The organism is Microvirga zambiensis WSM3693 (assembly GCF_016735695.1).
GTDB classification, from domain to species: domain Bacteria; phylum Pseudomonadota; class Alphaproteobacteria; order Rhizobiales; family Beijerinckiaceae; genus Microvirga; species Microvirga zambiensis.
In genome coordinates, this window is record NZ_JAERQD010000003.1 from 26,506 (window position 1) to 39,669 (window position 13,164).

Annotated in this window: 13 protein-coding genes; 11 read left to right on the forward strand and 2 right to left on the reverse strand. The window is 63.9% G+C overall.

The window, feature by feature from the left end:
• The first annotated feature begins 7 nt into the window (after positions 1 to 7).
• The 9 genes from JKL46_RS03650 to JKL46_RS03690 all read left to right on the forward strand — a co-directional run bounded on the left by JKL46_RS03650 (position 8) and on the right by JKL46_RS03690 (position 8,409).
• A complete protein-coding gene (locus JKL46_RS03650; protein WP_201830061.1) occupies positions 8 to 235 on the forward strand; it encodes an AbrB/MazE/SpoVT family DNA-binding domain-containing protein in 228 nt (75 codons plus the stop codon).
• On the forward strand, positions 232 to 612 hold the full coding sequence (locus JKL46_RS03655) for a type II toxin-antitoxin system death-on-curing family toxin (protein ID WP_201830062.1): 381 nt from the start codon (positions 232 to 234) through the stop codon (positions 610 to 612). Before JKL46_RS03650 ends, JKL46_RS03655 begins: the two co-directional genes overlap by 4 nt.
• The gene (locus JKL46_RS03660; RefSeq protein WP_201830063.1) at positions 609 to 1,121 is read left to right on the forward strand and encodes a dihydrofolate reductase; all 513 of its coding nucleotides are present in this window, start codon (positions 609 to 611) and stop codon (positions 1,119 to 1,121) included. Before JKL46_RS03655 ends, JKL46_RS03660 begins: the two co-directional genes overlap by 4 nt.
• Positions 1,122 to 1,257: 136 nt before the next feature.
• A complete protein-coding gene (hflK, locus tag JKL46_RS03665) occupies positions 1,258 to 2,397 on the forward strand; it encodes an FtsH protease activity modulator HflK (RefSeq protein WP_201830064.1) in 1,140 nt (379 codons plus the stop codon).
• Positions 2,394 to 3,329 (forward strand): protease modulator HflC, encoded by a 936-nt coding sequence (hflC, locus tag JKL46_RS03670; protein ID WP_201830065.1) that lies wholly within the window; start codon positions 2,394 to 2,396, stop codon positions 3,327 to 3,329. Before hflK ends, hflC begins: the two co-directional genes overlap by 4 nt.
• 10 nt (positions 3,330 to 3,339) lie before the next feature.
• Complete coding sequence (locus JKL46_RS03675) at positions 3,340 to 3,531, forward strand: DUF2065 domain-containing protein (protein ID WP_099511121.1); 192 nt, start codon at positions 3,340 to 3,342, stop codon at positions 3,529 to 3,531.
• A 184-nt stretch (positions 3,532 to 3,715) separates the two neighbouring features.
• A complete protein-coding gene (locus JKL46_RS03680) occupies positions 3,716 to 5,239 on the forward strand; it encodes a DegQ family serine endoprotease (protein WP_201830066.1) in 1,524 nt (507 codons plus the stop codon).
• 180 nt (positions 5,240 to 5,419) lie between these two features.
• Entirely contained in the window at positions 5,420 to 7,363 is a 1,944-nt protein-coding gene (acs, locus tag JKL46_RS03685) for an acetate--CoA ligase (protein WP_201830067.1), read from the forward strand.
• Between the two features lie 224 nt (positions 7,364 to 7,587).
• The gene (locus JKL46_RS03690) at positions 7,588 to 8,409 is read left to right on the forward strand and encodes an alpha/beta fold hydrolase (RefSeq protein ID WP_201830068.1); all 822 of its coding nucleotides are present in this window, start codon (positions 7,588 to 7,590) and stop codon (positions 8,407 to 8,409) included.
• 24 nt (positions 8,410 to 8,433) lie between these two features.
• Here the strand turns inward: JKL46_RS03690 and serB are convergent, their stop codons facing one another.
• Positions 8,434 to 9,348, reverse strand: a complete 915-nt coding sequence (gene serB / locus JKL46_RS03695; RefSeq protein WP_201830069.1) for a phosphoserine phosphatase SerB — start codon at positions 9,346 to 9,348, stop codon at positions 8,434 to 8,436.
• Between the two features lie 14 nt (positions 9,349 to 9,362).
• Here serB and miaA point away from each other — a divergent pair, with 14 nt between their 5' ends.
• Positions 9,363 to 10,313 (forward strand): tRNA (adenosine(37)-N6)-dimethylallyltransferase MiaA, encoded by a 951-nt coding sequence (gene miaA, locus JKL46_RS03700; RefSeq protein ID WP_201830070.1) that lies wholly within the window; start codon positions 9,363 to 9,365, stop codon positions 10,311 to 10,313.
• Here the strand turns inward: miaA and JKL46_RS03705 are convergent.
• Positions 10,273 to 11,100 (reverse strand): RMD1 family protein, encoded by an 828-nt coding sequence (locus tag JKL46_RS03705; protein ID WP_201830071.1) that lies wholly within the window; start codon positions 11,098 to 11,100, stop codon positions 10,273 to 10,275. The two genes, miaA and JKL46_RS03705, sit on opposite strands and share 41 nt — an antisense overlap.
• A 275-nt stretch (positions 11,101 to 11,375) precedes the next feature.
• Here JKL46_RS03705 and JKL46_RS03710 point away from each other — a divergent pair, with 275 nt between their 5' ends.
• Positions 11,376 to 13,148, forward strand: a complete 1,773-nt coding sequence (locus JKL46_RS03710) for an acetolactate synthase 3 large subunit (protein ID WP_201830072.1) — start codon at positions 11,376 to 11,378, stop codon at positions 13,146 to 13,148.
• Positions 13,149 to 13,164: the final 16 nt, after the last annotated feature.

Genomic DNA, 13,164 nt, shown 5'->3' on the forward strand with positions numbered 1-13,164 from the left:
CTCCGTCATGACAGTCGAGGTCAAGGTCACACAGGTCGGCTCGTCGCTCGGCGTCGTCCTTCCCCGATCCGTCCTTGAGCGGCTGAAAGTCGGCAAGGGCGATCATCTGCACGTGGTCGAGACTGCGACGGGCATCATCCTGACGCCGCTCGATCCGGAAGTGCAGGAACAGCTGAAGACGATGGACGAAGTTATCGTCGAGTACCGCGAAACGCTCGATGCCCTTTCCAAATGACGGACCCGAGATGGATCAACCGTCAGGCATTGCTGCTTAAGCACGCCGAATCCCTGCGTCTTTTCGGCGGAGCCGAGGGCCTGCGTGACGAAGGCATGCTGGATTCCGCTTTGGCGCGCCCGTTCAACGAGGAGCGCATTACGCACCTGGCGGCAGCTTACGCCTTCGGTCTGAGCAAGAACCATCCCTTCATCGATGGAAACAAACGGGCCGCCTTTATCGCCTATGTCGGTTTTCTCAAGCTCAATGGCTTCAACCTTGTGGCGTCTCAACCGGAGGCTTACCGGACGATGATCGAACTTGCTGCCGGCACGATAAGCGAGGAAGAATTTGCAATGTGGATCCAGGCAAACATCGAAGCACGGCAAGCCCTATGACCCTTCCCCTCATCCTCGTCGTCGCGGTAGCCGAGAACGGCGTCATCGGGCGGGACAACCAGCTGCTCTGGCGGCTGAAGACCGATCTGGGTCGCTTCCGCAGGCTCACCATGGGCAAGCCGATGATCATGGGGCGAAAGACCTTCCAGTCGATCGGCAAGCCGCTGCCGGGGCGGGAGACGATCGTGCTGACCCGGGATGCCGGCTTTGCCGCCGAGGGCGTGCACGTGGTCCACACCTGGGACGAGGCCGTGGCCAAGGGGCAGGAGGTCGCGACCCGGATGGGGGCCGATGCGGTTGCAATCGCCGGGGGCGCTGAGATCTATGCACTGGCCCTGCCGCATGTTCAGAGCATATTCCTGACCAGGGTCCATACCGCTGCCGATGGTGATGCCGTGTTTCCGGACTTCGACCGGTCACAGTTTCGCGAGACGCGGCGGGAGGATCATCCGAAGGGGGGCGACGACGAGCATCCGTTTACCTTTATTGATCTCGAAAGGCGTCGTTGAGCCTTCTCAAGGTTGACGAAGGCGTTTCGAGTCCCCAATTCGCAGGCTTGACAGGCGGCAGAGGCAACACCCACAACCGTCTCATGTTTTCATCGGCTCTACGGCCGATCTTTTCGTAAGTGAGGAAAGGCGTCCTATGCCTTGGAGTAACCAAAGCGGCGGCGGTGGTCCCTGGGGACAGCGCGGCGGATCGGGAGGCGGCAAGAGCCCATGGGGCTCAGGTCCGCAGGGAAATGGAAACCCGCCCGATCTCGAAGACATTCTGCGCCGCAGCCAGGATCGCCTGAAAGACTTCATCCCCGGCGGCTCCATGGGCGGCAGGGGCCTGATCATCCTCGTTCTCGGCGCCATCGCCGTGTGGCTCCTGACCGGCTTCTATACGGTTCGGCCCAACGAGGTCGGCATCAACATGATCTTCGGCAAGTACACCGGGACCACCGCCGAAGGCCTGCGCTACAACCTCCCTTATCCGATCGGGCGGGTGATGAAGCCCAACGTGACCGCCCAGCAGCGGGTCGAGGTCGGCTATCGCTCGACCCCGACAGGGCAGGGGCGCGCCCGTGACGTGCTCGAAGAGAGCCTGATGCTCACCGCCGACGAGAACATCGTCGATCTCGATTTCGATGCGGTCTGGCAGATCAATCCGGCCCGTCCGCAGGATTACGTCTTCAATCTCCAGAATCCCGACGGCACCATCAAGTCCGTGGCCGAGAGCGCCATGCGCGAGGTCATCGGCCGCCGCAACATCCAGGCCATCCTGACCACCGAGCAGGCCAGCGTCGCTCAGGAGGTTCGTCAGATCATGCAGGAGGCTTTGGATGCCTATGGTGCCGGCGTCCTGATCAACGTGGTCCAGCTCCAGGCCGTTCAGCCGCCCTCCGAGGTGCGGCAGTCCTTCTTCGACGTGAACGCGGCCCAGCAGGATGCCGTTCGCGTCCAGAACGAGGCCGGCGCCTTCGCCAGCCGCGTCGTGCCGGAGGCGCGAGGCGAGGCAGCCCGGACCGTGCAGCAGGCCGAAGCCTATCGCGAACAGGCGGTTGCCGATGCGACTGGTCAGGCGGCCCGGTTCCGCCAGGTCTATGAAGAGTACCGCAAGGCTCCGGACGTGAGCCGCGAGCGCATCTTCCTCGAGACCATGGAGCGCGTCTTCGGCGGGATCGAAAAGATTATCGTCGACCAAAGCGGTCAGGGTGTCGTGCCCTTCCTGCCTCTCACCCAGAACCCGCGCCCGCAGCCGCAGGGCAATGCCGCCAACCCGCAGGGAGCCACGCGATGAACGGTACGACTCTTCGCACGGGCCTGCTGATCCTTCTGGCTCTCGTTGCTATCGTTCTCTACAGCTCGGTCTTCATCGTCCAGCAGACGCAGTATGCGCTGGTGCTGCGCTTCGGCGCGGTCCAGTCGGCGATCTCGGAGCCCGGCCTGAAGTTCAAGCTGCCGCTGGTCGACACCGTCACCTTCTTCGAGAAGCGCGTGCTCGATCTCGACCTGCCGGTGCAGACCGTGCTGTCGGCCGACCGGCAGAACCTGGAAGTCGACGCCTTCACCCGCTACCGGATCATCGATCCGCTGCGGTTCTATCAGGCCGTCGGCAACATCTCTCTCGCCAATCAGCGCCTGCAGAGCTTCACCAACTCGGCGATGCGTAACACGCTCGCGAGCGCCTCTCGCGATGCCATCGTGCGCACCGAGCGCGCCGACCTGATGAACCGCATCCAGGCCGACGTGAACCGGCAGGCGGCGAGCCTCGGAATCGAGATGATCGACGTCCGGCTCACCCGCGTCGATCTGCCCGCCGCCAACAGCCAGGCCGTCTATCAGCGCATGCGCACCGAGCGCGAGCGCGAGGCAGCGGATCTGCGCGCCAACGGTCAGCAGCAGGCGCAGACCATCCGCGCCCGCGCCGAACGCGAAGCCACGATCATTCGCGCCGAGGCCAATCAGAAGGCCGAGGGCCTGCGAGGCGAGGGCGATGCGAACCGGACTCGCATTCTGGCCGAGGCTTTCGGGCAGGATCCGGAGTTCTTCTCCTTCTTCCGCTCCATGCAGGCTTACGAAGCCGGCTTGAAGGGAGGGGACACACGCCTCGTCCTGAGCCCCGATTCCGACTTCTTCCGCTATTTCAACGACCCGAACGGTCGGAGGAACGGTGGGGCTGCCGCCACTCGGCCCGCACCTGCGCCGGCCCAGCCGGCTCCAGCGCAATGATAAGACCCTGATGTTGGACCTGATTGCAGCCCTCGGCCTCGCTCTTGCGGTCGAGGGCATTTTGTTTGCGGCCTTCCCCGACGGGATGCGCAGAGCGATGTACGAGGCGGCTCACAGCCCGAGCGATCAGATGCGGATCGTCGGGATCATCTCCGCACTGATCGGCATCGGGGTCATCTGGCTGGTGCGCCAGTTCGGCTGAAGCATCGGACCCCCGGAGGGCGGTGGCCACTTTTGGGATCCGTACGATGCATATATCTTATGTCGTGCCTGGGACGGTTCCGGATCGCACGCTGGAGGCGCGGCCAAGCTTCCGCCGCAATGCCCGCTTGAATGACGGGGCCAAACACCAATTTATATGCGTATTCTCCGAGAGAGGGTTTTCGATGAACACAGCCACGAATGCGCTGGCGCCTTCCAAGACGGGACTGCCCCAGCGCCCCATGCGCCGGCTCGCAGCGTCCTGCTTCGCGGTCTTCACGGTTGTCGCGACGGCCATGCCTCTGCCGGTCTATGCCCGGTCGACGCCTGAATCCTTTGCCGATCTTGCCGCCGAGGTGACGCCCGCCGTGGTCAACATCTCGGCCTCGACCACGGTCGAGGCCCGCAACAGAACCCTGCCGCAGCTTCCGCCAGGCACCCCCTTCGAGGACCTGTTCGAGGAGTTCTTCAACCGGCGCGGCCAGGGCGGCGGCGGGGGCGGAGGTGGAGAAAACAGCCCCTCGCGTCCGCGCAGCTCGAACTCGCTCGGGTCGGGATTCGTCATCGATTCGTCCGGAATCGTCGTCACCAACAATCATGTGATCGGCGATGCCAATGACATCAGCGTGATCTTCCCGGACGGCTCGCGCCTGAAGGCCGAGATCATCGGCAAGGATTCCAAGGTCGATCTGGCCGTTCTGAAGGTGAAGTCCGACAAGCCCCTCAAGGCGGTGAAGTTCGGCGATTCCGAAACCATTCGTGCCGGTGACTGGGTGATGGCGATCGGCAATCCCTTCGGCCTCGGCGGTTCGGTCACGGCCGGCATCGTCTCGGCCCGCGGCCGCAACATCGATTCCGGCCCCTACGACAACTACATTCAGACCGACGCCTCCATCAACAAGGGCAATTCCGGCGGTCCGCTGTTCAACATGAACGGCGAGGTCATCGGCATCAACACCGCCATTCTCTCGCCGACCGGCGGCTCGGTGGGTATCGGCTTCGCGGTGCCGGCCTCCACGGCCGTTCCGATCATCGACCAGCTGCGCCAGTTCGGCGAAACCCGCCGCGGCTGGCTCGGCGTGCGCATCCAGAACGTAGACGATGCCACTGCCGAGGCGCTCAATCTCGGCACGGCCCGCGGCGCTCTGATCGCCGGCATCGACGACAAGGGCCCCGCCAAGCCGGCCGGGCTCGAGGTCGGCGACGTGATCGTCCGCTTCGACGGCAAGGACGTGAAGGATTCCCGCGATCTGCCGCGCATCGTGGCCTCGACCCCGGTCGGCAAGGCCGTCGACGTCGCCATTGTCCGCAAGGGCCAGGAGATGACCAAGCAGGTCACCCTCGGCCGCCTCGAGGACACGGAGAAGCAGGCGAGCCTGCAGCAGCCCTCGACCGAGCCGCCGACGGCGACCCGCCAGGCGCTCGGCCTCAACATGTCCGGCATGACGGACGAACTGCGCCGCAGATTCAGCCTGAAGGACGACCTGAAGGGTGTGGTCATCACCCGCGTCGACCCGAACTCGAACGCCTCCGACAAGCGGATCCAGGCCGGCGAGGTGATCGTCGAGGTCAATCAGGAGCCGGTGACGAACCCGGCCGAGGTGACCAAGAAGATCGACGACCTGAAGTCGCAGGGCCGCAAATCGGCGCTGCTGCTCGTGGCCAACGCCCAGGGCGAGGTACGCTTCGTCGCTCTGTCGATCGAGTAGGCGGATCTCCGCAAAGGATCTGGAAGGGCGGTCTTCGGGCCGCCCTTTTCGTTTAACGGGATCGTTCTTTATTAAGAACAATATGGTTGACATAAAGGCCTGATCTGAGGGAATGGAAAGGCACCTTCTCCCTCAGCGAGCGGCAGGTCCGGATGGGGCTGCCGCCGAGATCAGAGCATCATGACCCAGCACGTCTTTCCCGTTCCCGCGGCCCTGAAGTCGACAGCGCATGTAGATCTGCAGGCCTATCAGGATCGCTACCGGCATTCGCTGGAGGATCCGGAAGGGTTCTGGCGCGAGCAGGCGCAGATCCTGGATTGGGTGAAGCCCTTCACGCGGGTGAAGAACACCCATTACTCGCCCGATGACGTGACCATCGAATGGTTTTCCGACGGCACGCTGAATGCCTCCTTCAACTGCCTCGACCGGCATGCCCGCGACCGGGGCGACGAAGTGGCCATTCTCTGGGAGGGCGATTCGGTCGGCGAGATGCGCCGTGTCACATGGCGCGATCTTCAAGGCGAGGTCTCCCGCCTCGCCAACGTGCTGAAGTCGCTCGGGGTGCAGAAGGGCGATTTCGTCAGCGTCTACCTCCCCGTGGTGCCGGAGGCCATCGCTGCCATGCTGGCCTGCGCCCGGATCGGCGCGGTGCATTCGGTCGTGTTCAGCGGCTTCTCGGCGGAGGCTCTCGCCGGGCGGATCGAGGATTGCCGCTCGCGGGTTCTGATCACCGCCGATGAGGGCATGCGAGCGGGCAAGCATGTGCCGCTCAAGAAGAACGCGGACGCAGCCCTCCAGAACCTGCCTTTCGTCGAGCATGTGCTTGTCCTGCGCCGCACCGGTGCGGACGTTCCGATGAAAGCGGGCCGCGACCGCTGGTACGACGAGGCGCTTGCCGACGTGTCGGACGAGTGTGCTCCGGTCGAGGTCAATGCCGAGGATCCGCTCTTCGTGCTCTACACCTCGGGCTCCACGGGCAAGCCCAAGGGCATGCTGCACACCACCGGCGGCTATCTCGTCCACGCCGCCGCGAGTTTCCGGGCGATGTTCGACTATCACCCGGGCGACATCCATTTCTGCACGGCGGATGTGGGCTGGGTGACGGCGCATACCTACCTGATCTACGGCCCGCTCGCGAACGGGGCCACCATCGTCCTGTTCGAGGGCGTGCCCACCTGGCCGGACGTGTCGCGCTGGTGGCAGATCATCGAGAGATACAAGGTCAACATCTTCTATACCGCGCCCACCGCCATCCGCTCGCTGATGCGCGACGGCGAAGGGCCTGTGCGCAGGCACGACCTGTCGTCGCTGAAGGTCCTGGGCTCGGTCGGCGAGCCGATCAATCCGGAAGCCTGGCTCTGGTATCACGAGGTCGTGGGCGGCGGGCGCTGCCCCATCGTCGACACCTATTGGCAGACGGAGACCGGCGCGGTTCTTCTGTGCCCGCTCCCCGGCGCCACGGATCTCAAGCCCGGCTCGGCGACGAAGCCTTTCTTCGGCGTTCGCCCCGCCCTGCTCAACAGCGATGGAACGATCGTGGAAGGCGAGGGAGCGGGCAATCTCTGCTTCGCCGATTCATGGCCAGGACAGGCGCGCACGATCCTCGGCGACCGCGAGCGCTTCCTGAAGACCTATTTCAGCACCTTCCCCGGCTACTACTTCACCGGCGACGGCGCACGGCGCGATGCCGACGGTTATTACTGGATCACCGGCCGCCTCGACGACGTGATCAACGTTTCCGGCCACCGGCTCGGTACCGTCGAGGTCGAATCGGCGCTCGCCTCACATCCATCGGTGGCGGAGGCCGCCGTCGTCGGCATGCCGCACGAGATCAAAGGTCAGGGCATCTTCGCCTTCGTCACGTTGAAGGAAGGCATCGCCGAGAGCGACGAATTGCGGCGCGACCTCGTCCAGGTCGTGCGCACCCGCATCGGCCCCATCGCGACGCCGGACCGGATCGAATGGGCGCCGCAACTGCCGAAGAACCGCTCGGGCAAGATTTTGCGCCGCATTCTCACGCGCATCGCGGCCGGCGATTTCGAGAACCACGGCGACACGTCCACGGTCGCAGATCCCGCGGTGGTCGCAGAGATCGTGAAGAGAGTCCAACTGCACAAAACCTGATCACGGCCAGTCCTTGTCATAAAGAACCCACCTTGTCAGGATAGTCCTATCACGGATCGTCGGAGCAGATTCTCGCCCGGCGATCCGGTCGCGTCTTTTCGTTCAGTTTCAGTATCCCGCATCCGCTTTGTTTCACACAAATGGGGCCACGGCCGCTGGCGATCTCTGCCGAGCCAGCCGAAGGCATCACCCAATCCAACGGGGCATCAGGAGCAGAGGAAGCCATGAGCACCATCAAGACCAAGGACGGCACCGAGATCTTCTACAAGGATTGGGGCTCAGGGCAGCCTATCGTCTTCTCCCATGGCTGGCCGCTGAGCGCGGATGCGTGGGACGCGCAGATGATGTTCTTCGGCGAGCGCGGCTTTCGCGTTGTCGCTCATGACCGGCGCGGTCACGGACGCTCGTCGCAGACCTGGACCGGCAACGACATGGACACCTACGCCGACGATCTCGCTGCGGTGATCGATCATCTCGATCTCAAGGACATCGTTCTCGTCGGCCATTCCACGGGCGGCGGCGAGGTTGCACATTACATCGGCCGTCACGGGACGAAGCGTGTGGCGAAGGCAGTTCTCGTGGGCGCGGTCCCGCCGCTGATGCTCAAGACCGAAGCCAATCCGAAAGGCCTGCCGATCGAGGTCTTCGACGACATCCGCAAGAACACCTACGAGAACCGCTCGCAGTTCTTCTACGATCTCAGCGTGCCTTTCTACGGCTACAACCGCGATGGCGCGAAAGTGTCGGAAGGCATCCGCATGAATTTCTGGCTGCAAGGCATGCAGGCGGGCATCAAGCCGGCCTATGACTGCATCAAGCAGTTCTCCGAGGTCGACTACACCGAGGACCTGAAGAAGTTCGACATTCCGACTCTGTTCATCCACGGCGACGACGACCAGATCGTTCCCATCGTCGCATCGGCGATGATCTCGTCGAAGATCGTGCCCAACGCGACGCTGAAGGTCTATCCCGGCGGCGCGCATGGCTTGGCGCAGCTCGAGCCCGATCGGTTCAACAACGACCTTCTGGCCTTCATCAAGGGCTGAGCCGATACGCTGCGGCGCCGGAAATCAGACCGGCGTCGCAACGATCTCGTCCGCCGTGTATCCCTGCGCATAGAGAAGCGCCGACAGATCCGCATGATCGATCCGCGCATGGGCGGCCGCAGCGACTGCAGGCTTGGCGCGGAAGGCAACTCCAAGGCCCGCTTCGCCCAGCATGGCGAGGTCGTTGGCGCCGTCGCCGACAGCCATCGTTTCGTGATGGGCGAGGCCGAAGCGCTCGCGCAGCTCGATCAGGGTCGCGAGCTTCGCCTCGCGGCCGAGGATCGGCTCCTCGACAATTCCGGCGAGCTTTTCGCCATCGAGGATGAGGCGATTCGAGCGGTGTTCGTCGAAACCGATCTTCGCGCCGATGGGGCCGGTGAACAGGGTGAAGCCACCGGAGACGAGGCAGGCATAGGCGCCGTTGGCGCGCATGGTCTGCACGAGGGCTTTCCCGCCGGGTGTCAAGGTAAGCCGCGTCTCGACGATCTCGTCGACCACGTTGACCGGCAGGTTCTTGAGCAGCGCCACGCGCTCGCGGAGAGCCGGCTCGAAGGCGATCTCGCCGCGCATGGCGCGCTCGGTGATTTCGGACACTTCCTTCTTCAGTCCGACGTAATCCGCCAGCTCGTCGATGCATTCCTGGCCGATCATGGTGGAATCCATATCCGCCAGGAACAGGCGCTTGCGTCTCGTCGCCAGGGGCTGCACCACGATGTCGATGGGCTGGCCAGCAAGAGCGGCGCGGAGGCTCGCCTCGACCGCCTTGGCATCCTCTGATCCGGAGACGATCAGGTCCGCTGCGATTCCCCTTGCCAGAACCGAACGTTCCGTCTCTTGTCCGAGCGACGCAGCCGCCGACGCTACGATCTCTTCCGTGACGACCGGTCGGGACGGGTTGGCGATCAGGGTCGCGACGAGGGAATTCTGGGAAGGCGCCATTGGGAAACCTGGCTGTGAGTGAGTTTAAGATCGGCGCGGTTCTCATCGCAGGGCCGACCGCTTCAGGCAAGTCCGCATTGGGCATCCGGCTGGCTCAAGAGCTCGACGGCGTGGTGATCAATGCCGATTCCATGCAGGTCTATCGCGATCTTCGCATCATCACCGCCCGTCCGACACCGGAGGAAGAAGCCGAGGCTCCCCACAGGCTCTACGGCCACGTGGATGCCGCCGTGAATTTTTCCGTCGGCCGCTATGTCACTGACGCGATCCAGGTCCTGCGGGACATCCGTGGGCGAAAGCTGCCGATCTTCGTCGGTGGAACGGGCCTTTATTTCAAGGCGCTGACGGAGGGCCTGTCCGACATGCCCCCCGTGCCGGATGCGGTGCGCGATGAGGTGCGCCGGGAGAGCGAGGGCCTGGAAACGCCCGAGCTTCACCGCCTCCTGTCGGAACGCGACCCTGAGACAGCCGGCGCCTTGAGACCCTCCGACCGTTTGCGGGTCCAGCGGGCGCTCGAAATCTTCGCCGCGACCGGCCGACCTCTCGTTTCCTTCCATGGTTCGCGCCAGCCGGGGCCTTTTGCCGAGGTTCCTGTCGTCAAGCTCTTCCTTTCTCCGGAGCGGGACGAGCTCCGTCGGCGCATCGATTCCCGCTTCCTTGCCATGATGGACAGGGGCGCACTCGACGAGGTGAGGGCGCTCGGCGAGCGCAGCCTCGACCCCATGCTGCCGGCCATGCGCGCCCATGGAGTGCCGGGGCTTCTTGCCCATCTGCGCGGCGAAATCTCGCTCGACGAGGCGATCATCCGGGGGCAGGGCGACACGCGCCGCTACGCCAAGCGCCAGTTCACCTGGTTCCGCCATCAATTGCCGGACTGGCAATGGGTCGAGCCGGAGAGGGGCTTCGAGGCCGTCATGGCGCGGATCAATGGCTCGGGGTGCCGGTCGCCATCTGATAGAAAGTGATGAATATCTCGAACACGATCAGCAGAACGATGATCAGTTCGAGGCGTAAGGACCGCTCGGTGTCGATGATGTCGGTCAGCGCCTGGGCGGTATCGCCCAAGACCTCGAGCTTGCGGTGGAGCGCGGTGGCGCGTTCCTTCAGCTCGTATTCGTCCTCGAGGCGGGCATAGAGGCGCTCCAGGTCCGGGCGGTCCCAGAGGACATCCGGCTTCTCCTCCACGGCGACGCCGCCCGACATGCGCTGGCGGACGAGGAGGGCCTGGCCGACTTGTTGGAGCATCCTGCGGCGATCCCGGGGGCGCCGACCCTTCTCGGCAAGGTGCCTGACCGAGGGCTCCACCAGTTCGAAGGCGGCCGCCGCTTCCCGTTCGTCGCGGGCAAGCGTCGCGCTCTTCGACAGGGCGTCGGCGATGACGATCAGGCGTTCGGTCGAGAGTCGCTTGATGAAGATAGGGCCGCCGGGCGGGATCTGGTCGTCCCGGTCCGGGGAGATCTCGATCAGCGCCGTTTCCTCCTCGTGGCGGGCGAACTCGCCCCGGATGCGCTGGCGCAGGCTGCGGATGACCTCGTCCTCCTCGAGCGGCGTGAGGCCGACGAGCACGGCGACGCCGTAACGGAAGAGGGCGACGAAGCCGTCCTGGCCGGCGCGGAAGGCGAGGGGGGTGGTGGAGAGCACATCGCTGCGCTCGAGTCCGGCCACGTCGAGGCGATCGCCGAGGAGGAGGGCGCGGGCCGTAAGGCGCATGTTCTGCATCGGCGTGCCGGTGGAAGAGACGGTCTCGGTCATGGTCATACGACTAAAATAGGGGGCAGAAGATAGAAGCTTAGCCGCGCGGAGCCAAGTAGCCCCTCCTTGACCGAATGAAACGGCTCGTTTAACGTCTGCGCAACTTTTGAATCGAGAGCTGCCCCAATGCGCAAGCTTATTCTCGTAGTACGAGCGCCATCGACGGAGCGGGATTGACCCGCAGGTCCGGCGATGGCGCACAGGCCCCCTCAGGGGCCTTTTTTATTGCCCAGATTCCAAGACAGTGATGCGAAAGACCCCAGGGAGCGAGTGAGATGAGCGAGACGATGACCGGAGCCGAAATGGTGATCCGAGCCCTGCAGGACCAGGGAGTCGAGCATATTTTCGGATATCCGGGCGGCGCGGTCCTTCCGATCTACGACGCGCTCTTCCACCAGGAGAAGGTGCGCCACGTACTCGTCCGGCACGAGCAGGGCGCGGTGCATGCGGCCGAGGGATATGCCCGCTCCTCCGGCAAGCCTGGCGTGGTGCTGGTGACCTCGGGACCGGGCGCGACCAACGCGGTCACTGGGCTTGCCGACGCCATGATGGATTCGATCCCGCTCGTGTGCATCACCGGCCAGGTGCCGACCCATCTCATCGGTTCCGACGCCTTCCAGGAATGCGACACGGTCGGCATCACGCGCCATTGCACGAAGCACAATTATCTCGTCAAATCGATCGAGGACCTGCCGCGCGTCCTGCACGAGGCCTTCTACGTCGCGCAGAACGGACGCCCGGGTCCGGTGGTGGTCGACCTGCCGAAGGACATCCAGTTCAAGACCGGCTCCTATGCGCGGCCCTTGAGCAACCAGCACAAGACCTATCGCCCGACCGTCAAGGGCGACATGGATCATATCCGCGCCGCCATCGAGCTCATGGCCAATGCCAAGCGCCCCGTGTTCTATACCGGCGGCGGCGTGGTCAATTCGGGCCCGCATGCCGCGACGCTGCTGCGCGAGCTCGTGCGGCTCACAGGCTTTCCCATCACCTCGACCCTGATGGGGCTCGGTGCCTATCCGGCTTCCGACAAGCAATGGCTCGGCATGCTCGGCATGCACGGCACCTACGAGGCCAATCTCGCGATGCATGAATGCGACGTGATGATCAATCTCGGCGCGCGCTTCGACGATCGCATCACGGGACGTCTCGATGCCTTCTCGCCCTTCTCGAAGCGCATTCATGTGGACATCGACCCGTCATCGATCAACAAGACGGTGAAGGTCGACATTCCGATCGTCGGCGATTGCGCGCATGTGCTCGAAGACATGCTGCGCCTGTGGCGCCAGAACGCCCAGACCCCCGACAAGTTGGCGCTCAAGGATTGGTGGGGCAAGATCGAAGGCTGGCGCGCTCGCAACTGCCTCGCCTACAGAAAATCCGACGAGACCATCAAGCCGCAATACGCGCTGCAGCGGCTCTACGAGCTCACCAAGGACCGCGACGTCTACATCACTACGGAGGTGGGCCAGCACCAGATGTGGGCGGCGCAGTATTTCAAGTTCGAGGAGCCGAACCGCTGGATGACCTCCGGCGGCCACGGCACCATGGGCTACGGCCTGCCCGCCGCCGTCGGCGTGCAGCTCGCGCATCCCGACGCGCTGGTGATCGACATCGCCGGCGAAGCCTCGATTCAGATGATGCTGCAGGAAATGTCGACGGCGCTGCAGTACAACCTGCCGCTCAAGGTCTTCATCCTCAACAACGAATATATGGGCATGGTGCGCCAGTGGCAGGAGCTGCTTCACGGCGGGCGCTATTCGCACAGCTATTCGGAATCGCTGCCCGACTTCACGAAGCTCGCAGAAGCCTATGGCGGCGTCGGCATTCGCTGCGACAAGCCGGGCGAGCTCGATGCGAAGATCATGGAGATGATCAGCGTGAACCGCCCGGTCATCTTCGACTGCATCGTCGACAAGACCGAGAACTGCTTCCCGATGATCCCCTCGGGAAAAGCGCATAACGAGATGCTTCTCAACGATTATCTCGGCGAGACCGGAGCCGATATCGGCTCGGTGATCGACGAGAAGGGCAAGATGCTGGTTTAACGCGGAAGGCGAAAAG